Genomic DNA, 20,291 nt, shown 5'->3' with positions numbered 1-20,291 from the left:
TGCGGTGAAACAACAGCAAATCAGCGTTTTAGCAGTCCGAATATTAAAACCTATATACCACTAATAACTGTCCTGATTACATCGGTCAATACTGACACACTGTTACATAACTTATTCTCAGGTGAAAGAGTGACCCCATAACTTTTGAGCATTATTGCATTTAACTGGTAATGGTTGTAACAAGAATGTTTAATATTTGTCAAATCAGGTGATTAAAAATTAAAAAAATGTTGGTATCGTGACCTTGATCACTGTTCCGGAGAAAACCCAACAAACTATATGTAGGTTAATTGTAATGATTTTGTGAACGGCCTATACTGCGGCCAGGTCTCCGGAACACCCTGCAATCCCGAGCCACCCAGCGTTGTTTAGTGATGTTTTAATGCCTGAAAAGACGTTTTAACATGACTTCTGGTTATAGAAAGGACGCTGTCTGACCCGCAAGCAGACCGGAGGAAGGAAACAATAAGAACAGCATGTGGGCGTTATTCATGGTAAGAAATGTGAAAAAACAAAGACCTGTCAATCTGGATCTACAAACGATACGGTTCCCAATCACGGCGATAGCGTCCATTCTCCATCGCGTTTCCGGTGTCATCACCTTCGTGGCGGTCGGAATTCTGCTTTGGCTGCTGGGCACCAGCCTTTCCTCCCCAGAAGGTTTTCTGACGGCGGCCTCCATCATGGATAGCTTCTTTGTGAAGTTCATCATGTGGGGCATTCTCACCGCGCTGGCCTATCACGTCGTTGTCGGTATTCGCCATCTGATGATGGACTTTGGCTACCTGGACGAAACCCTCGAAGCAGGGAAACGTTCCGCCAAAATTTCTTTTGTTATTACTGTCGTGCTTTCACTTCTCGCAGGAGTCCTCGTATGGTAAGCAACGCCTCAGCACTGGGACGCAACGGCGTACATGACTTTATCCTGGTCCGTGCTACCGCCATCGTTCTGACCCTCTACATCATCTACATGGTTGGCTTCTTCGCCACCACCGGTGAAATCTCATGGGAAGTGTGGACCGGATTCTTTGCCTCCGGCTTCACTAAGGTCTTCACTCTGCTGGCTCTCGTTTCCATTCTCATCCATGCCTGGATCGGGATGTGGCAGGTGTTAACAGACTACGTTAAACCACTGGCTCTGCGCCTGGTTCTGCAACTGGCTATCGTTGTGGCGCTGGTGGCTTACGTTCTTTATGGATTTGTTGTGGTGTGGGGTGTGTAATGAAATTGCCAGTCAGAGAGTTTGATGCTGTTGTCATCGGTGCCGGCGGCGCAGGTATGCGCGCGGCGCTGCAAATTTCCCAGAGCGGACAGACCTGTGCACTGCTCTCCAAAGTTTTCCCTACCCGTTCCCATACCGTATCCGCGCAGGGTGGCATTACCGTCGCGCTCGGTAACTCCCATGAAGATAACTGGGAATGGCATATGTACGACACCGTAAAAGGGTCGGACTATATCGGCGACCAGGACGCCATCGAATACATGTGTAAGACCGGCCCGGAAGCGATTCTTGAGCTGGAGCACATGGGACTGCCGTTCTCTCGTCTTGACGATGGCCGTATTTATCAGCGCCCGTTTGGCGGCCAGTCGAAGAACTTCGGCGGCGAACAGGCGGCGCGTACCGCGGCGGCGGCTGACCGTACCGGTCACGCCCTGCTGCACACTCTGTATCAGCAGAACCTGAAAAACCACACCACTATCTTCTCCGAATGGTACGCCCTCGATCTGGTGAAAAACCAGGACGGCGCGGTAGTCGGTTGTACCGCCCTGTGCATCGAGACCGGCGAAGTGGTCTACTTTAAAGCCCGCGCCACCGTGCTGGCGACCGGCGGCGCAGGCCGTATCTATCAGTCCACCACCAACGCCCACATCAATACGGGTGACGGCGTCGGGATGGCCATCCGCGCCGGCGTGCCGGTGCAGGATATGGAAATGTGGCAGTTCCACCCGACCGGTATCGCCGGGGCTGGGGTTCTGGTTACCGAAGGTTGCCGCGGCGAAGGCGGTTACCTGCTGAACAAACACGGCGAACGCTTTATGGAGCGTTATGCCCCGAACGCTAAAGACCTTGCGGGCCGTGACGTGGTGGCGCGTTCCATCATGATCGAAATCCGCGAAGGCCGCGGCTGCGACGGTCCGTGGGGCCCGCACGCGAAACTGAAACTGGATCACCTCGGTAAAGAGGTTCTGGAATCTCGTCTGCCGGGTATCCTTGAACTTTCCCGTACCTTTGCCCACGTCGATCCGGTGAAAGAGCCGATCCCGGTTATCCCAACCTGTCACTACATGATGGGCGGTATCCCGACCAAAGTCACCGGCCAGGCGTTGACCGTGAATGAGAAGGGCGAAGACGTGGTGATCCCGGGCCTGTTCGCGGTAGGCGAAATCGCCTGCGTATCGGTCCACGGCGCCAACCGTCTGGGCGGCAACTCGCTGCTCGACCTGGTGGTCTTCGGCCGCGCGGCGGGCCTGCATCTGCAGGAATCCATTGCCGAGCAGGGCACGCTGCGCGACGCTAGCGAATCCGATATCGAAGGCTCGCTGGATCGCCTCAACCGCTGGAACAACACCCGCTCTGGTGAAGATCCGGTGGCGATTCGTAAAGCGCTGCAGGAATGTATGCAGCATAACTTCTCGGTGTTCCGCGAAGGCGATGCGATGCACAAAGGTCTGGAGCAACTGAAAGTGATCCGCGAGCGCCTGAAAAACGCCCGTCTCGACGATACCTCCAGCGAGTTCAACACCCAGCGCGTTGAGTGCCTGGAGCTGGATAACCTGATGGAAACCGCCTACGCGACCGCCGTATCCGCTAACTTCCGTACCGAGAGCCGTGGCGCCCACAGCCGCTTCGACTTCCCGGATCGTGATGATGAAAACTGGCTGTGCCATTCCCTGTACCTGCCAGAGTCGGAATCCATGACGCGTCGTAGCGTCAATATGGAACCGAAACTGCGTCCGGCATTCCCGCCGAAGATTCGTACTTACTAATGCGGAGACAGGAAAATGAAACTCGAGTTTTCAATTTATCGCTATAACCCGGATGTTGACGACGCTCCGCACATGCAGGATTACACCCTTGAAGCGGAAGAAGGTCGCGACATGATGCTGCTGGATGCGCTGATCCAGCTGAAAGAAAAAGATCCGTCGCTGTCGTTCCGCCGCTCCTGCCGTGAAGGGGTCTGCGGGTCCGATGGTCTGAACATGAACGGGAAAAACGGTTTGGCGTGCATCACGCCAATCTCCGCGCTGAATCAGCCGGGCAAGAAGATTGTTATCCGTCCGCTGCCAGGATTACCGGTTATCCGTGATTTGGTGGTGGACATGGGGCAATTCTATGCACAATATGAGAAGATTAAGCCTTACTTGTTGAATAATGGGCAAAATCCTCCGGCTCGCGAGCATCTGCAGATGCCTGAGCAGCGTGAGAAACTCGACGGGCTGTACGAGTGTATTCTGTGTGCCTGCTGTTCGACCTCGTGCCCGTCGTTCTGGTGGAACCCGGACAAGTTCATCGGCCCGGCTGGCCTGCTGGCCGCGTATCGCTTCCTGATCGACAGTCGCGATACCGAAACCAGCGAGCGCCTGGACGGCCTGAGCGATGCTTTCAGCGTATTCCGCTGTCACAGCATTATGAACTGCGTCAGTGTGTGTCCGAAGGGGCTGAACCCGACTCGCGCCATCGGCCATATTAAGTCGATGCTGCTGCAGCGCAGCGCGTAAGCAACACGGTCTGTCCCGGATGGCGCTAGCGCTTATCCGGGCTACCAAAGCAGTAGCCCCGGCAAGCGTTAGCGCCGCCGGGGGATATAGCAGGAAATCTTTAAAAACCGCCACAAGATGTACCAGTAATCGAGGCGTTCAGTGCGAGGTAAGGCGGCAACTGAGCGCATCCCCGGGAGCATAGTGAACTATGTGACCGGGGTAAGCGAAGGCAGCCAACGCAACCGCAGCCTGAACGCTGAAGATTAATGGCAGTTTTTAAAGGTTCCTTAGCGGATAGAAACCACAACTCGTCCGCAACAAGTGAACCCCGGCACGTGCACTCGGTGTGCGTGGTAGTTTCTACGGCGAAATAAGCATATGAATGCTTAAGGGATCACGATGCAGAACGGCGCAATGAAAGCCTGGCTGGACTCTTCTTACCTCTCTGGTTCGAACCAGAGCTGGATAGAACAGCTCTATGAAGACTTCTTAACCGATCCTGACTCTGTTGACGCCAACTGGCGTTCAATGTTCCAGCAGTTACCTGGCACCGGAGTTAAACCGGATCAATTTCATTCCAAAACGCGTGATTATTTCCGTCGACTGGCGAAGGATGCCTCACGTTACACTTCTTCGATTTCCGACCCAGACACCAATGTGAAGCAGGTTAAAGTCCTGCAGCTCATCAACGCATACCGTTTCCGTGGCCACCAGCATGCGAATCTCGATCCGCTGGGGCTGTGGAAGCAAGAGAGAGTGGCGGATCTCGATCCGGCCTACCACGATCTGACCGAGGCCGATTTCCAGGAAAGCTATAACGTAGGTTCATTTGCCATCGGTAAAGACACGATGAAGCTGGGCGAGCTGATTGCCGCCCTCAAGCAAACCTACTGCGGCTCCATCGGCGCGGAATACATGCATATCACCTCTACCGAAGAAAAACGCTGGATCCAGCAGCGCATTGAATCGGTAGCTGGCAAAGCGAGCTTTACCGCGGAAGAGAAAAAACGCTTCCTCAGCGAGCTGACCGCCGCGGAAGGTCTGGAGCGCTACCTCGGCGCCAAATTCCCGGGGGCGAAGCGCTTCTCGCTGGAGGGTGGCGACGCCCTGATCCCGATGCTCAAAGAGATGATCCGCCATGCAGGCAAAAGCGGCACCCGCGAAGTGGTGCTGGGCATGGCGCACCGCGGCCGTCTGAACGTGCTGGTCAACGTGCTGGGTAAAAAACCGCAGGACCTGTTCGACGAGTTCGCGGGCAAACATAAAGAACACCTCGGCACCGGCGACGTGAAGTACCACATGGGCTTCTCTTCCGATATGGAAACCGAAGGCGGTCTGGTGCACCTGGCGCTGGCGTTTAACCCGTCGCACCTCGAGATCGTCAGCCCGGTGGTTATCGGTTCCGTACGCGCCCGTCTGGATCGTCTGGACGAGCCAAGCAGCAACAAAGTTCTGCCTATTACCATCCACGGCGACGCCGCCGTCACCGGCCAGGGCGTGGTTCAGGAAACTCTGAACATGTCCAAAGCCCGCGGTTACGAAGTGGGCGGTACCGTGCGCATCGTTATCAACAACCAGGTGGGCTTCACGACCTCTAACCCGCTGGATGCGCGCTCAACGCCGTACTGCACCGACATCGGTAAAATGGTGCAGGCGCCGATTTTCCACGTCAATGCGGACGATCCGGAAGCGGTCGCCTTCGTCACCCGTCTGGCGCTTGATTTCCGCAATACCTTTAAACGCGATGTCTTCATTGACCTGGTGTGCTACCGCCGTCACGGCCACAACGAAGCCGATGAGCCGAGCGCAACCCAGCCGCTGATGTATCAGAAGATCAAAAAGCATCCGACTCCGCGCAAAATCTATGCTGACAAGCTGGAGCAGGAGAAGGTGGCGACTCTGGAAGATGCGACCGAGCAGGTTAACCTCTACCGCGATGCGCTGGATGCCGGCGAATGCGTGGTGCAGGAATGGCGTCCGATGAATATGCATTCCTTTACCTGGTCGCCGTACCTCAACCACGAGTGGGACGAGAGCTATCCGGATAAAGTTGAGCCGAAACGTCTGCAGGAATTGGCCAAACGCATCAGCACGGTACCGGAAGGTATCGAAATGCAGTCCCGCGTGGCGAAAATTTACGCCGACCGCCAGGCGATGGCGGCAGGCGAGAAGCTGTTTGACTGGGGCGGCGCTGAAAATCTGGCCTACGCCACGCTGGTTGACGAAGGTATTCCGGTTCGTCTGTCCGGCGAAGACTCCGGCCGCGGCACCTTCTTCCACCGTCATGCGGTGATCCATAACCAGACCAATGGTTCAACCTACACGCCGCTGCAGCATGTCCATAACGGCCAGGGCCAGTTCCGCGTTTGGGACTCGGTACTGTCTGAAGAAGCGGTGCTGGCGTTCGAATATGGTTACGCCACCGCCGAGCCGCGCACTCTGACCATCTGGGAAGCGCAGTTTGGCGACTTCGCCAACGGTGCGCAGGTGGTGATCGACCAGTTCATCTCCTCCGGTGAGCAGAAGTGGGGAAGGATGTGCGGCCTGGTGATGCTCCTGCCGCACGGTTACGAAGGCCAGGGCCCGGAGCACTCCTCCGCGCGTCTGGAGCGTTATCTGCAGCTGTGCGCTGAACAAAACATGCAGGTCTGCGTGCCGTCCACGCCGGCACAGGTTTATCACATGCTGCGTCGCCAGGCGCTGCGCGGTATGCGTCGTCCGCTGGTGGTGATGTCGCCGAAGTCGCTGCTGCGTCATCCGCTGGCGGTCTCCAGCATGGATGAGCTGGCGAACGGCACTTTCCTGCCGGCTATTGGTGAAATCGATCAACTTGATCCGCAGGCTGTGAAGCGCGTTGTGCTGTGCTCTGGTAAGGTTTACTACGACCTGCTGGAACAGCGCCGCAAAAACGAGCAAAAAGATGTCGCTATCGTTCGTATCGAGCAGCTCTATCCGTTCCCGCATCAGGCGGTGCAGGAAGCGCTGAAAGCGTATGCGCACGTGCATGATTTTGTCTGGTGCCAGGAAGAGCCGCTCAACCAGGGCGCATGGTACTGCAGCCAGCATCACTTCCGTGAAGTGATTCCGTTTGGGGCCTCTCTGCGTTATGCAGGCCGCCCGGCCTCCGCCTCTCCGGCGGTAGGGTATATGTCCGTTCACCAGAAACAGCAACAAGATCTGGTCAATGACGCGCTGAACGTCGATTAATTAAAGGATACACAATGAGTAGCGTAGATATTCTGGTTCCCGACCTGCCTGAGTCCGTAGCTGACGCAACCGTCGCCACCTGGCACAAAAAACCGGGCGACGCGGTCGTCCGTGACGAAGTTCTGGTCGAAATCGAAACTGACAAAGTGGTACTGGAAGTACCGGCATCAGCGGACGGCATTCTGGATGCAGTGCTGGAAGACGAGGGCGCCACCGTCCTGTCTCGCCAGATCCTTGGCCGCCTGCGCGAAGGCAACAGCGCAGGTAAAGAAAGCAGCGAGAAAGCCGATGCGAAAGCGTCCACTCCGGCGCAGCGTCAGCAGGCCTCTCTGGAAGAGCAGAACAACGACGCGCTGAGCCCGGCGATCCGTCGTCTGCTGGCTGAACACAACCTTGACCCAGCGGCCATCAAAGGCACTGGCGTCGGCGGCCGTCTGACCCGCGAAGACGTTGAGAAACATCTGGCGAAAGCCCCGGCGCCGGCAGAAGCCAAAGCGCCAGCCGCCGCCCCGGCAGCCGCGCCGGCGCCGCAGCTGGGCCACCGTTCGGAAAAACGCGTCCCGATGACCCGCCTGCGTAAACGCGTAGCCGAACGTCTGCTGGAAGCGAAAAACTCTACCGCCATGCTGACGACCTTTAACGAAGTCAACATGAAGCCCATCATGGATCTGCGTAAGCAGTACGGTGAGGCGTTCGAAAAACGTCATGGCATCCGCCTGGGCTTTATGTCCTTCTACGTGAAAGCGGTAGTGGAAGCGCTGAAACGCTATCCGGAAGTGAACGCTTCCATCGATGGCGACGACGTGGTGTACCACAACTACTTCGACGTCAGCATGGCCGTATCCACTCCGCGCGGTCTGGTCACCCCGGTGCTGCGTGACGTCGACCTGCTGGGCATGGCGGATATCGAAAAGAATATCAAAGAGCTGGCAGTGAAAGGCCGCGACGGCAAGCTGACCGTAGACGACCTGACCGGCGGTAACTTCACTATTACCAACGGCGGCGTCTTCGGCTCCCTGATGTCCACGCCGATCATCAACCCACCGCAGAGCGCTATTCTGGGTATGCATGCCATTAAAGACCGTCCGATGGCGGTCAATGGCAAGGTAGAGATCCTGCCGATGATGTACCTGGCGCTCTCCTATGACCACCGTCTGATCGACGGACGTGAATCGGTAGGCTTCCTGGTGGCGATTAAAGAGCTGCTGGAAGATCCGACCCGTCTGCTGCTGGACGTGTAGTCAGCAAGCGTATTACCTACCGTAGGCCGGATAACACGCGTTAGCGCCGTTATCAGGCCTACAGGTTTAAAGATAATTACACCCTGAAGGATGGACTGAACACATGAACTTACATGAATATCAGGCAAAACAACTTTTTGCCCGCTATGGCTTACCGGCGCCGGTGGGTTATGCCTGTACTACTCCGCGTGAAGCAGAAGAAGCCGCTTCAAAAATCGGCGCGGGTCCGTGGGTAGTGAAATGTCAGGTTCACGCTGGTGGCCGCGGCAAAGCGGGCGGTGTGAAAGTAGTTAAGAGCAAAGAAGAGATCCGCGCATTTGCCGAGCACTGGCTGGGCAAACGTCTGGTGACCTATCAAACAGATGCGAACGGCCAGCCGGTTAACCAGATCCTGGTTGAAGCGGCGACCGATATTGACAAAGAGCTGTACCTGGGCGCGGTTGTTGACCGTAGCTCCCGTCGCGTGGTGTTCATGGCGTCTACCGAAGGCGGCGTGGAAATCGAGAAAGTGGCGGAAGAGACCCCGCACCTGATCCACAAGATCGCCATCGATCCGCTGGCGGGCCCGATGCCTTACCAGGGTCGTGAACTGGCGTTCAAACTGGGTCTGGAAGGTAAACAGGTTCAGCAGTTCACCAAGATTTTCATGGGTCTGGCGACCATTTTCCTTGAGCGCGACCTGGCGCTGATCGAGATCAACCCGCTGGTGATCACCAAGCAGGGCGACCTGATCTGCCTCGACGGCAAACTGGGCGCTGACGGCAACGCGCTGTTCCGCCAGCCGGATCTGCGCGAAATGCGCGATCAGTCTCAGGAAGACCCACGTGAAGCGCAGGCGGCGCAGTGGGAACTGAACTACGTCGCGCTGGACGGCAACATCGGCTGCATGGTTAACGGCGCAGGCCTGGCGATGGGTACCATGGACATCGTTAAGCTGCACGGCGGCGAACCGGCTAACTTCCTCGACGTAGGCGGCGGCGCGACCAAAGAGCGCGTGACCGAAGCGTTCAAAATCATCCTCTCTGACGACAACGTTAAAGCGGTGCTGGTTAACATCTTCGGCGGCATCGTGCGTTGCGACCTGATCGCTGACGGCATCATCGGCGCGGTAGCGGAAGTAGGGGTTAACGTTCCGGTTGTGGTTCGTCTGGAAGGTAACAACGCCGAACTGGGCGCGAAAAAACTGGCTGACAGCGGCCTGAATATTATTGCAGCGAAAAGTCTGACGGACGCAGCACAGCAGGTTGTTGCCGCAGTGGAGGGGAAATAATGTCAGTTTTAATTAATAAAGATACCAAGGTTATCTGCCAGGGCTTCACCGGTAGCCAGGGGACCTTCCACTCTGAACAAGCGATCGCTTACGGTACGCAAATGGTTGGCGGCGTGACGCCAGGCAAAGGCGGCACCACTCACCTGGGCCTGCCGGTGTTCAACACCGTGCGCGAAGCCGTTGAAGCGACCGGCGCGACCGCGACCGTGATCTACGTTCCGGCGCCGTTCTGCAAAGATTCCATCCTGGAAGCGATCGACGCGGGCATTAAGCTTATCATCACCATCACCGAAGGTATCCCAACGCTGGATATGCTGACCGTGAAGGTGAAGCTGGACGAAGCGGGCGTGCGTATGATCGGCCCGAACTGCCCGGGCGTTATCACTCCGGGCGAGTGCAAAATCGGCATCATGCCGGGTCACATTCACAAGCCGGGTAAAGTGGGCATCGTTTCCCGTTCCGGCACCCTGACCTATGAAGCGGTTAAGCAGACCACCGACTACGGCTTCGGCCAGTCTACCTGCGTCGGTATCGGCGGCGACCCGATCCCGGGCTCCAACTTCATCGATATCCTGAAGATGTTCGAGGAAGATCCGCAGACCGAAGCGATCGTCATGATCGGTGAGATCGGCGGCAGCGCGGAAGAAGAAGCGGCTGCTTATATTAAAGATCATGTCACTAAGCCGGTTGTTGGCTACATCGCGGGTGTTACCGCGCCGAAAGGCAAGCGTATGGGCCACGCGGGCGCTATCATCGCCGGCGGTAAAGGTACAGCGGATGAGAAATTCGCAGCGCTGGAAGCGGCGGGTGTGAAAACTGTTCGCAGCCTGGCCGACATCGGCGAAGCGCTGAAAGCTATTATCAAGTAAACCCTCTCTGCTTGTCCGCAAGCAGAAATCTGTCCGATTTCGACATGGTTGGCCACCGTCAGGTGGCCTTTTTTGTGACCGTTATCCCGTCTCGTCAGAACCGCAGCGCCAACAACGAATTGATTTTCTGCGAAAAGCCCTATCTATCATATTGATTTAATTTATTATTTAATAAGTATTTTCTATGCGCTGTAGTGGCTAAAAAAAAATATACCCCGGCTGTACCGTAGGGAAACAAAAGCGGCAGCGAAAAAGCGTGGGGCAGGGGATAAGGAAGCAGATAAAATACTGTGAGCGGTCTAACATTATTCGGATCGGTTCCTTTTTTTTGTTTTTTTTCCACGACGTTAAATAATATTACCTATGATTCTCATATCTCTCTTTTTAGTAACTGGAAAAGCCATAGTTTAAACACTTAATTAACATTAAGTTCACCAATATTCTTTATTGGGCTACATAATTAACACATAGAGTAAAAATTGATTTATATCAATACTTAATCCTTGGAAAAATCCCTCAAAAAACGTTAAATTGTCTCAAGTCAAATTGGCTGAATTCAGCCATCTTCACTATATATTGATCACCGTCGAAAAATGTAAAACTGGAACAATAAAAACATATTTATTGTAAGGTTATTGCGGCGTAATATATTGGGGAATCAATTGGGTTTTTCGTTAACGTATTTGTAACCTTACCCTGGCATGGTTTTACCTTCGATTGAAACCTGCTGTGGACGGGCGACAAATAAATTTGTATTGGGGCATGCGTATGAGCCAGAGCTTCTCGGTTCATTTTCGGAGTCTTCATGCGATGAGCAAGGAGTCATGATGTTAGATATAGTCGAACTGTCGCGCTTACAGTTTGCCTTGACCGCGATGTACCACTTCCTGTTTGTGCCGCTAACGCTCGGTATGGCGTTCCTGCTGGCCATCATGGAAACGGTCTACGTCCTTTCCGGCAAACAGATTTATAAAGATATGACCAAATTCTGGGGCAAGTTGTTTGGTATCAACTTCGCGCTGGGTGTGGCGACCGGTCTGACCATGGAGTTCCAGTTCGGGACTAACTGGTCGTATTACTCACACTACGTGGGCGATATCTTTGGTGCGCCGCTGGCCATTGAAGGTCTGATGGCCTTCTTCCTCGAATCCACCTTTGTAGGTCTGTTCTTCTTCGGTTGGGATCGTCTGGGCAAAGTTCAGCACATGGCCGTCACCTGGCTGGTTGCGCTGGGTTCCAACCTCTCCGCGCTGTGGATCCTTGTCGCCAACGGCTGGATGCAGAACCCTATCGCATCGGACTTCAACTTCGAAACCATGCGTATGGAGATGGTCAGCTTCTCTGAACTGGTGCTCAACCCGGTCGCCCAGGTGAAATTCGTTCACACTGTGGCGTCGGGCTATGTCACCGGCGCGATGTTCATCCTGGCGATTAGCTCCTGGTACATGCTGAAAGGTCGCGACTTCGCCTTTGCCAAGCGCTCCTTTGCCATCGCAGCCAGCTTCGGTATGGCGGCGATCCTCTCCGTTATTGTGCTGGGTGACGAATCCGGTTACGAAATGGGTGACGTGCAGAAAACCAAACTGGCGGCTATCGAAGCAGAGTGGGAAACCCAGCCTGCGCCGGCGGCCTTCACCCTGTTTGGTATTCCCGATCAGAATGCGCAGACCAACCACTTTGCGATCCAGATCCCCTACGCGCTGGGCATCATTGCTACCCGCTCGGTGGACAAGCCGGTTATCGGCCTCAAGGATCTGATGGTTCAGCACGAAGAGCGTATCCGTAACGGCATGAAAGCCTACGCGCTGCTGGAACAGCTGCGCGCCGGTTCAACCGATCAGGCCGTGCGTGACCAGTTCAATAACGTGAAGAAGGACCTCGGTTATGGCCTGCTGTTGAAGCGCTATACCCCGAACGTCGCTGACGCCACGGAAGAGCAGATCGCCAAAGCGACCAAAGACTCCATTCCAAGCGTCGCACCGCTGTACTTCGCCTTCCGTATCATGGTGGCGTGCGGCATCCTGATGCTGCTGATTATAGGCGCCTCCTTCTGGAGCGTGATCCGTAACCGCATCGGCGAGAAAAAATGGCTGCTGCGCGCCGCATTCTACGGCCTGCCGCTGCCGTGGATTGCCGTGGAGTCGGGCTGGTTTGTTGCCGAATACGGCCGTCAGCCGTGGGCGATTGGTGAGGTCCTGCCGACGGCGGTGGCTAACTCATCATTAACCGCGGGCGATCTGATCTTCTCAATGTTGCTGATCTGCGGTCTGTACACGCTGTTCCTGGTGGCTGAACTGTTCCTGATGTTCAAGTTTGCCCGCAAAGGACCTAGCAGCCTGAAAACCGGCCGCTATCACTTTGAACAGTCCTCTGCGGCTATTCAGTCGGCACGCTAAGACAGGAGTCGTCAAATGATCGATTATGAAGTATTGCGTTTTATCTGGTGGCTGCTGATTGGCATTCTGCTGATTGGTTTTGCCGTCGCCGACGGGTTCGACATGGGGGTGGGCATGCTCACCCGCTTCCTCGGCCGCAACGACACCGAGCGTCGGATTATGATCAACGCCATCGCCCCGCACTGGGACGGTAACCAGGTGTGGCTGATCACCGCCGGCGGCGCGCTGTTCGCTGCCTGGCCGATGGTTTACGCCGCGGCGTTCTCTGGCTTCTATGTGGCGATGATTCTGGTGCTGGCCTCGCTGTTCTTCCGTCCGGTCGGTTTTGACTACCGTTCCAAGATCGAGGACACCCGCTGGCGCAACATGTGGGACTGGGGCATCTTCATCGGTAGCTTCGTGCCGCCGCTGGTGATTGGCGTGGCCTTTGGCAACCTGCTGCAGGGCGTGCCGTTCCACGTCGATGAATATCTGCGTCTGTTCTATACCGGTAACTTCTTCCAGTTGCTGAACCCGTTTGGTCTGCTGGCCGGTATCGTCAGCGTGGCGATGATCCTGACTCAGGGCGCCACCTACCTGCAGATGCGTACCGTAGGCGAACTGCACCTGCGTACTCGCACCGTTTCCATGGTGGCGGCGCTGGTGACGCTGGTCTGCTTCGCGCTGGCGGGCGTGTGGGTCTACTACGGCATCGACGGCTATGTGGTGAAATCGGTGATTGACCATACCGGCCCGTCTAACCCGCTGACCAAGGAAGTGGTGCGGGAAGCTGGCGCGTGGATGGTGAACTTTAACAATATGCCAGCGCTGTGGGCGGTGCCTGCCCTGGGCGTGGTGTTGCCGCTGCTGACCGTCGTTTCGACCAAAGCGGATAAAGGTGCCTGGGCATTCCTGTTCTCCTCGCTGACCCTGGCCTGCATCATTCTGACTGCCGGTATCGCGATGTTCCCGTTCATCATGCCGTCCAGCACCATGCTGAACGCCAGCCTGACAATGTGGGACGCGACCTCCAGTCAACGGACGCTGAACCTGATGACCTACGTGGCGATTGTTTTCGTGCCGATCATTCTGGCCTACACCAGCTGGTGTTACTGGAAGATGTTTGGCCGCATCACGCGCGAAGACATCGAAAAGAATACCCACTCGCTGTACTAAGGTAAGGAGCTATATATGTGGTACTTCGCATGGATTTTGGGAACGCTTCTTGCCTGTGCTTTTGGGGTCATTACCGCGCTGGCGCTTGAGCACGTGGAAGCCACCAAAGCCGGGAAGAAAGAAGAAATCTGATGAAATTTATCGCTACTCTGTACGCGATAATGGACAAGCGCCCGCTCCGGGCGCTTTCCTTATTGATGGCGCTGCTGCTGGCTGGCTGCATTTTCTGGGATCCGTCGCGCTTTGCGGCGAAGACCAGCGAGCTGGAAATCTGGCATGGTTTCTTGCTGATGTGGGCGGTTTGCAGCGGCGTTATTCACGGCGTGGGCTTTCGCCCGCGTGCCGTTCACTGGCAGGGGATTTTTTGTCCGCTTATCGCTGATATCGTGCTCGCTTTAGGTCTCTTCTTTTTCTTCTTTTGAATAAGAGATCTCTGTTAATGCTATGGGCTTGCATAAGCCCATAAAAATTTACGCCCCGTTTACTTTCCCCCATTCCAAAGCACCTTTCCCGCGCGTATAGTAGCGAAGTTTGAAAGCTCTAACCTTTTTTTGCATTACCGGGATGTAAAGTGAATACAACGCTGTTTCGATGGCCGGTTCGGGTCTACTACGAAGATACCGATGCCGGTGGTGTGGTTTACCACGCCAGTTACGTCGCTTTTTATGAAAGAGCACGCACAGAGATGCTGCGCCACCATCACTTTAGTCAACAGGTGCTGTTGGCTGAACGCGTTGCCTTCGTGGTTCGCAAAATGACGCTGGAGTATTTTGCCCCCGCCAGACTCGACGACATGCTCGAAGTCCAGACGGAAATTACCTCGATGCGCGGCACCTCTTTGGTTTTCACGCAGCGAATCGTCAACGCCGAGAATACAGTGTTAAACGAAGCTGAGGTTCTCATTGTGTGCGTTGATCCACTCTTAATGAAGCCACGTGCGCTTCCCAAGTCTATTGTCGCGGAGTTTAAGCAGTGACTGACATGAATATCCTTGATTTGTTCCTGAAGGCGAGCCTTCTGGTAAAACTTATCATGTTGATTTTGATTGGTTTTTCTATCGCTTCCTGGGCTATCATTATTCAGAGAACGCGTATCCTTAACTCGGCCGCGCGTGAAGCTGAAGCGTTCGAGGACAAATTCTGGTCCGGGATCGAGCTCTCTCGTCTGTACCAGGAGAGCCAGGGGCGTCGCGATAACCTGACCGGTTCGGAACAAATCTTCTACAGCGGTTTCAAAGAGTTTGCACGCTTGCATCGGGCTAACAGCCATGCGCCGGAAGCGATTGTCGAAGGGGCATCGCGCGCGATGCGTATTTCGATGAACCGCGAACTGGAAACGCTGGAGACCCATATTCCGTTCCTCGGCACCGTAGGCTCGATCAGCCCGTATATCGGTCTGTTCGGTACCGTCTGGGGGATTATGCACGCCTTTATCGCCCTTGGCGCGGTGAAGCAGGCCACCCTGCAGATGGTGGCGCCAGGTATCGCCGAAGCGCTGATCGCCACCGCGATTGGTCTGTTCGCCGCGATCCCGGCGGTCATGGCGTATAACCGCCTGAACCAGCGCGTGAACAAGCTTGAACTGAATTACGACAACTTTATGGAAGAGTTCACCGCTATTCTGCACCGTCAGGCCTTTACCACCAGCGAAAGCAATAAGGGGTAAGCCATGGCCAGAGCACGTGGACGCGGACGTCGCGAACTGAAGTCCGAGATCAACATCGTTCCGCTGCTGGATGTCCTGCTGGTGCTGCTGCTGATCTTTATGGCAACGGCGCCGATCATTACGCAGAGCGTGGAAGTCGATCTGCCGGACGCCACGGAATCGCAAGCGGTGAAAAGCAATGACGATCCGCCGGTGATTGTGGAAGTCTCCGGGGTAGGGCAGTACAGCGTGAAGGTGGGGCAGGAGACGCTGTCCCAGCTGCCGCCGGAGCAGGTGATTGCCGAAGCGAAGCGTCGTCTTGAAGCCAATGAAAAAACGGTATTCCTGATCGGCGGTGCGAAAGACGTCCCTTACGATGAAATTATTAAAGCGCTGAACCTGTTGCATAGTGCAGGGGTTAAATCGGTCGGCTTGATGACCAAACCTATTTAATCGCTTCAGGTAGGTGCGTCCGCGCGGCGTCCGGTGGCGGGTATCGCTCGCCGTCGGTGCGCATCGCGGATACAGGCGAACAGTTTTTGGGAACCGATAGTGTCAAAGGCAACCGAACAAAACGACAAGCTTAAACGAGCGATCATCATTTCAGTCGCGCTGCACATCATTCTGATCGCGCTGCTGATCTGGAGTTCGTTTGACGAGCATCTGGATGCCTCTGCCGGCGGCGGCGGCGGATCGTCGATTGATGCCGTCATGGTCGATCCGGGGGCGGTGGTAAATAACTATAACCGTCAGCAACAGCAGCAGGCCAGCGCACGTCGCGCCGCTGAACAGCGTGAAAAACAGGCGCAGCAGCAGGCGGAAGAGTTACGTGAGAAACAGGCGGCGGAACAGGAGCGGCTGAAACAGCTCGAACAGGAGCGGCTGCAGGCGCAGGAAGCGGCGAAAGAAGCGAAGGAGCAGCAGAAGCAGGCTGAAGAAGCGGCTGCCAAGGCTGCCGCGGCGGCAAAAGCCAAAGCGGACGCACAGGCAAAAGAAGCGCAGGAAGCCGCTGCCAAAGCGGCCGCCGAGGCGAAAGCGAAGGCGGATGCCCAGGCGAAAGCGGCAGAACAGGCGGCGGCCAAGGCGGCTGCTGACGCGAAGAAGCAGGCCGAAGCCGCTGCAGCGAAAGCCGCTGCCGAGGCGAAGAAACAGGCGGAAGCTGAAGCGGCGAAAGCTGCGGCCGAGGCGCAGAAGAAAGCGGAAGCGGCGGCTGCGAAGAAAGCGCAACAGGAAGCGGAGAAAAAAGCCCAGCAGGAAGCGGCTAAGCAGGCGGCAGCTGAAAAAGCGGCTGCCGAAAAAGCCGCTGAGAAAGCCGCCGCGCAAAAAGCGGCCGCTGAGAAGGCCGCCGCCGAGAAAGCCGCAGCCGCTGAAAAAGCGGCGGCAGCGAAAGCGGCTGCAGCAGAGAAGGCTGCAGCTGATAAAGCGGCCAAAGCGGCAGCAGCAAAAGCCGCGGCGGCGAAGAAAGCGGCGGCTGCGAAAGAAGCGGACGGCGTTGACAACCTGCTCGGCGATCTGAGTTCTGGTAAGAATGCGCCTAAAACAGGCGGTGGGGCCAAAGGAAACAATGCCTCCGCTGCCGGGAGTGGTAATACTAAAAACAGTGCCTCAGGGGCTGATATCAACAACTATGCCGGACAGATAAAATCGGCGATTGAAAGTAAGTTTTATGACGCATCGTCCTATGCGGGCAAAACATGTACCTTGCGTATCAAACTTGCTCCTGACGGCCTGTTGTTAAATATACAGTCCGAAGGTGGTGATCCTGCTCTGTGCCAGGCCGCTCTTGCCGCAGCCCGACAGGCTAAGTTTCCGAAACCACCTAGCCAGGCAGTATATGAAGTCTTCAAAAATGCGCCACTGGACTTCAAACCTCAGTGACATTTTTCCCCGTGCAAACGGGGAAAAACAATCTATGGTAGTCACAGGGTTTTGGTAGTTTTGTATATTTGAGTTTGTTAACATTCTGCTAAATTATCGTGGGCTTTCTGCCCGGATAAGGGAGATATGATGAAGCAGGCATTACGAGTAGCATTTGGTTTTTTAATGCTGTGGGCGGCGGTGCTGCACGCAGAAGTACGTATCGAGATCACCCAGGGGGTGGACTCGGCGCGCCCTATCGGCGTGGTACCGTTCCAGTGGGCCGGCCAGGGCGCTGCGCCGGAAGATGTCGGTGGTATCGTGGCAGCTGACCTGCGCAACAGCGGTAAATTCAATCCGCTGGATCGCTCTCGTCTGCCGCAGCAGCCGACCAGTGCCCAGGAAGTGCAGCCTGCTGCCTGGTCTGCGCTGGGTATTGACGCCGTAGTCGTCGGCCAGGTCACGCAAAATCCGGATGGTTCTTATCAGGTTGCGTATCAACTGGTGGACACCGGCGGAGCGCCGGGCACAACGCTGGCGCAAGGTTCTTTTAAAGTCACTAAGCAGTACCTGCGCTATGCGGCGCACGCGGCCAGCGACGCGGTATTTGAGAAGCTGACCGGCATCAAGGGCGCCTTCCGTACCCGTATCGCCTACGTGGTGCAGAAAAACGGCGGCCAGTACCCTTACGAACTGCGCGTGTCCGACTACGATGGTTACAACCAGTTCCTGGTTCACCGTTCCTCCCAGCCGCTGATGTCCCCGGCCTGGTCTCCGGACGGTTCTAAACTGGCCTACGTTACCTTTGAAAGCGGTCGTTCTGCGCTGGTGGTTCAGACCCTGGCGAACGCCTCTGTGCGTCAGATCGCCTCCTTCCCGCAGCACAACGGCGCCCCGGCGTTCTCACCGGATGGTTCTAAACTGGCGTTCGCGCTGTCGAAAACCGGTAGCCTGAACCTGTACGTAATGGATCTGGGATCGGGTCAGATTCGTCAGGTGACCAACGGTCGCAGCAACAACACCGAACCAAGCTGGTTCCCGGACAGCCAGAATCTGGCCTTCACTTCTGACCAGGCAGGTCGTCCGCAGGTATATAAAGTCAACATTAATGGCGGCACGCCGCAGCGTATCACCTGGGAAGGTTCTCAGAACCAGGACGCCGACGTGAGCGCGGATGGTAAAACCATGGTAATGGTCAGCTCGGCCGGCGGTCAGCAGCACATTGCCAAACAAGATCTGGAAACGGGTGGTGTACAGGTTCTGTCATCAACGTTTTTAGACGAAACGCCAAGTCTGGCACCTAACGGCACTATGGTAATCTACAGCTCTTCTCAGGGGATGGGATCCGTGCTGAATCTGGTTTCTACAGATGGGCGTTTCAAAGCGCGTCTTCCGGCAACTGATGGACAGGTAAAATCGCCTGCCTGGTCGCCGTATCTGTGATAATAAATAATTGATTATTAAAGGAATCAAAGAAATGCAACTGAACAAAGTGCTGAAAGGGCTGATGATCGCTCTGCCGGTTATGGCAATCGCGGCATGTTCTTCTAACAAGAACGCCAGCAACGACCAGAGCGGTGAAGGCATGCTGGGTGCCGGCACTGGTATGGACGCTAACGGTAACGGCGGCAACATGTCTTCTGAAGAGCAAGCTCGTCTGCAGATGCAGCAGCTGCAGCAGAACAACATCGTTTACTTCGATCTCGACAAGTACGATATCCGTTCTGACTTCGCTGCTATGCTGGACGCGCACGCTAACTTCCTGCGCAGCAACCCGTCCTACAAAGTGACTGTAGAAGGTCACGCGGATGAGCGCGGTACGCCGGAATACAACATCGCTCTGGGTGAGCGTCGTGCTAACGCCGTTAAGATGTATCTGCAGGGCAAAGGTGTTTCTGCCGATCAGATCTCCATCGTTTCTTACGGTAAAGAAAAACCAGCAGTACTGGGTCATGACGAAGCGGCATATGCCAAAAACCGTCGCGCCGTACTGGTTTACTAAGAGAATTGCATGAGCAGTAACTTCAGACATCATTTATTGAGTCTGTCGTTACTGGTTGGCATAGCGGCCCCCTGGGCCGCTTTTGCTCAGGCGCCAATCAGTAGTGTCGGCTCAGGCTCGGTCGAAGACCGCGTCACTCAACTCGAGCGTATTTCCAATGCTCACAGCCAGCTTTTAACCCAACTCCAGCAACAACTCTCTGATAACCAGACTGACATTGATTCTCTCCGCGGGCAGATCCAGGAGAACCAGTACCAGCTGAATCAGATCGTTGAGCGCCAGAAACAGATTCTGCTGCAGATAGATAGTCTGAGCAGCGGTGGCGGCGCAGCATCAGGTGCGCAGGCTCCGTCGTCTTCTGGCGATCAGAGCGCGGCTGCCACCAGCGCAGCGCCAGCGGCCACCTCAGGCGCCCCGGCGATGACCGGCGATGCGAACACCGATTATAATGCCGCTATTGCCCTGGTGAAGGATGCCTCACGCCAGGATGACGCGATGGTGGCGTTTCAAAACTTCGTCAAAAAGTACCCGGATTCAACCTACCAGCCAAACGCTAACTACTGGCTCGGGCAGTTGAACTACAATAAGGGGAGAAAAGACGACGCGGCGTTTTACTTCGCTTCGGTGGTGAAGAACTACCCGAAATCGCCAAAAGCGCCTGACGCGATGTTTAAAGTCGGCGTGATCATGCAGGACAAAGGTGATACCGCGAAAGCGAAAGCGGTTTACCAGCAGGTGATCAATAAATTCCCCGGCACCGACGGTGCGAAACAAGCGCAAAAACGACTTAATGCTCTTGGTTGATTACGGCATGACCAGAAATCGTGTTATTTCTGGTCTTGTCGCCTGAATCGCCAGCAGTTAAGTGATCTTTATCGAAATTTTAGTTGCGCTGAATTCTGAAATCAGTAATATATGCCGCCGTTGCCAAGGGATATCAAACAAGCC

20 protein-coding genes are annotated in these 20,291 nt (G+C 55.5%); 19 read left to right on the top strand and 1 reads right to left on the bottom strand.

Annotated elements, in window-relative coordinates; translation table 11 throughout:
* Positions 1 to 50: 50 nt before the first annotated feature.
* Positions 51 to 152 (bottom strand): hypothetical protein, encoded by a 102-nt coding sequence (locus ACR809_RS17700; protein ID WP_418133188.1) that lies wholly within the window; start codon positions 150 to 152, stop codon positions 51 to 53.
* A gap of 324 nt (positions 153 to 476) precedes the next feature.
* Here ACR809_RS17700 and sdhC point away from each other — a divergent pair, with 324 nt between their 5' ends.
* The 19 genes from sdhC to cpoB all read left to right on the top strand — a co-directional run bounded on the left by sdhC (position 477) and on the right by cpoB (position 20,147).
* The gene (gene sdhC / locus ACR809_RS17695; RefSeq protein WP_004142216.1) at positions 477 to 881 is read left to right on the top strand and encodes a succinate dehydrogenase cytochrome b556 subunit; all 405 of its coding nucleotides are present in this window, start codon (positions 477 to 479) and stop codon (positions 879 to 881) included.
* A complete protein-coding gene (gene sdhD / locus ACR809_RS17690) occupies positions 875 to 1,222 on the top strand; it encodes a succinate dehydrogenase membrane anchor subunit (protein WP_002894949.1) in 348 nt (115 codons plus the stop codon). The genes sdhC and sdhD overlap by 7 nt, the downstream gene beginning before the upstream one ends.
* Positions 1,222 to 2,988, top strand: coding sequence for a succinate dehydrogenase flavoprotein subunit (sdhA, locus tag ACR809_RS17685; RefSeq protein ID WP_004179067.1), 1,767 nt, complete (start codon positions 1,222 to 1,224; stop codon positions 2,986 to 2,988). Before sdhD ends, sdhA begins: the two co-directional genes overlap by 1 nt.
* Before the next feature lie 15 nt (positions 2,989 to 3,003).
* Positions 3,004 to 3,720 carry a succinate dehydrogenase iron-sulfur subunit SdhB gene (gene sdhB, locus ACR809_RS17680; RefSeq protein WP_002894954.1) on the top strand — a complete coding sequence of 239 codons (717 nt, stop codon included), beginning with the start codon at positions 3,004 to 3,006 and terminating at the stop codon, positions 3,718 to 3,720.
* 381 nt (positions 3,721 to 4,101) lie between these two features.
* Entirely contained in the window at positions 4,102 to 6,909 is a 2,808-nt protein-coding gene (gene sucA / locus ACR809_RS17675; protein ID WP_004147623.1) for a 2-oxoglutarate dehydrogenase E1 component, read from the top strand.
* A 14-nt stretch (positions 6,910 to 6,923) separates the two neighbouring features.
* Positions 6,924 to 8,150, top strand: coding sequence for a 2-oxoglutarate dehydrogenase complex dihydrolipoyllysine-residue succinyltransferase (odhB, locus tag ACR809_RS17670; RefSeq protein WP_004142209.1), 1,227 nt, complete (start codon positions 6,924 to 6,926; stop codon positions 8,148 to 8,150).
* A gap of 103 nt (positions 8,151 to 8,253) precedes the next feature.
* On the top strand, positions 8,254 to 9,420 hold the full coding sequence (sucC, locus tag ACR809_RS17665; protein ID WP_002895039.1) for an ADP-forming succinate--CoA ligase subunit beta: 1,167 nt from the start codon (positions 8,254 to 8,256) through the stop codon (positions 9,418 to 9,420).
* Positions 9,420 to 10,289: a succinate--CoA ligase subunit alpha gene (gene sucD, locus ACR809_RS17660; RefSeq protein ID WP_002895043.1), complete on the top strand. Its 870-nt coding sequence runs from the start codon at positions 9,420 to 9,422 to the stop codon at positions 10,287 to 10,289. Before sucC ends, sucD begins: the two co-directional genes overlap by 1 nt.
* A gap of 827 nt (positions 10,290 to 11,116) precedes the next feature.
* Positions 11,117 to 12,685 carry a cytochrome ubiquinol oxidase subunit I gene (cydA, locus tag ACR809_RS17655; protein WP_002895047.1) on the top strand — a complete coding sequence of 523 codons (1,569 nt, stop codon included), beginning with the start codon at positions 11,117 to 11,119 and terminating at the stop codon, positions 12,683 to 12,685.
* A 15-nt stretch (positions 12,686 to 12,700) separates the two neighbouring features.
* Positions 12,701 to 13,840, top strand: coding sequence for a cytochrome d ubiquinol oxidase subunit II (cydB, locus tag ACR809_RS17650; RefSeq protein WP_002895049.1), 1,140 nt, complete (start codon positions 12,701 to 12,703; stop codon positions 13,838 to 13,840).
* Positions 13,841 to 13,855: 15 nt separating this feature from the next.
* Entirely contained in the window at positions 13,856 to 13,972 is a 117-nt protein-coding gene (cydX, locus tag ACR809_RS17645) for a cytochrome bd-I oxidase subunit CydX (RefSeq protein ID WP_002895051.1), read from the top strand.
* Complete coding sequence (gene ybgE, locus ACR809_RS17640; protein ID WP_002895053.1) at positions 13,972 to 14,262, top strand: cyd operon protein YbgE; 291 nt, start codon at positions 13,972 to 13,974, stop codon at positions 14,260 to 14,262. The genes cydX and ybgE overlap by 1 nt, the downstream gene beginning before the upstream one ends.
* A 149-nt stretch (positions 14,263 to 14,411) precedes the next feature.
* On the top strand, positions 14,412 to 14,816 hold the full coding sequence (ybgC, locus tag ACR809_RS17635) for a tol-pal system-associated acyl-CoA thioesterase (RefSeq protein WP_002895056.1): 405 nt from the start codon (positions 14,412 to 14,414) through the stop codon (positions 14,814 to 14,816).
* The gene (gene tolQ, locus ACR809_RS17630) at positions 14,813 to 15,505 is read left to right on the top strand and encodes a Tol-Pal system protein TolQ (protein ID WP_004152221.1); all 693 of its coding nucleotides are present in this window, start codon (positions 14,813 to 14,815) and stop codon (positions 15,503 to 15,505) included. The genes ybgC and tolQ overlap by 4 nt, the downstream gene beginning before the upstream one ends.
* A gap of 3 nt (positions 15,506 to 15,508) precedes the next feature.
* The gene (tolR, locus tag ACR809_RS17625) at positions 15,509 to 15,937 is read left to right on the top strand and encodes a colicin uptake protein TolR (protein ID WP_002895061.1); all 429 of its coding nucleotides are present in this window, start codon (positions 15,509 to 15,511) and stop codon (positions 15,935 to 15,937) included.
* 99 nt (positions 15,938 to 16,036) lie between these two features.
* The gene (gene tolA, locus ACR809_RS17620; protein ID WP_004179068.1) at positions 16,037 to 17,362 is read left to right on the top strand and encodes a cell envelope integrity protein TolA; all 1,326 of its coding nucleotides are present in this window, start codon (positions 16,037 to 16,039) and stop codon (positions 17,360 to 17,362) included.
* Between the two features lie 129 nt (positions 17,363 to 17,491).
* The gene (gene tolB, locus ACR809_RS17615; protein WP_002895066.1) at positions 17,492 to 18,784 is read left to right on the top strand and encodes a Tol-Pal system beta propeller repeat protein TolB; all 1,293 of its coding nucleotides are present in this window, start codon (positions 17,492 to 17,494) and stop codon (positions 18,782 to 18,784) included.
* A 34-nt stretch (positions 18,785 to 18,818) separates the two neighbouring features.
* Positions 18,819 to 19,343 (top strand): peptidoglycan-associated lipoprotein Pal, encoded by a 525-nt coding sequence (gene pal / locus ACR809_RS17610; RefSeq protein WP_002895068.1) that lies wholly within the window; start codon positions 18,819 to 18,821, stop codon positions 19,341 to 19,343.
* A 9-nt stretch (positions 19,344 to 19,352) separates the two neighbouring features.
* Entirely contained in the window at positions 19,353 to 20,147 is a 795-nt protein-coding gene (gene cpoB, locus ACR809_RS17605) for a cell division protein CpoB (RefSeq protein ID WP_002895071.1), read from the top strand.
* Positions 20,148 to 20,291 lie beyond the last annotated feature (144 nt).

Origin of the sequence: Klebsiella sp. CD33, assembly GCF_051992865.1 — a bacterium.
GTDB classification, from domain to species: Bacteria; Pseudomonadota; Gammaproteobacteria; order Enterobacterales; family Enterobacteriaceae; genus Klebsiella; species Klebsiella pneumoniae.
This window is presented reverse-complemented; position numbering and strand designations above follow the sequence as displayed.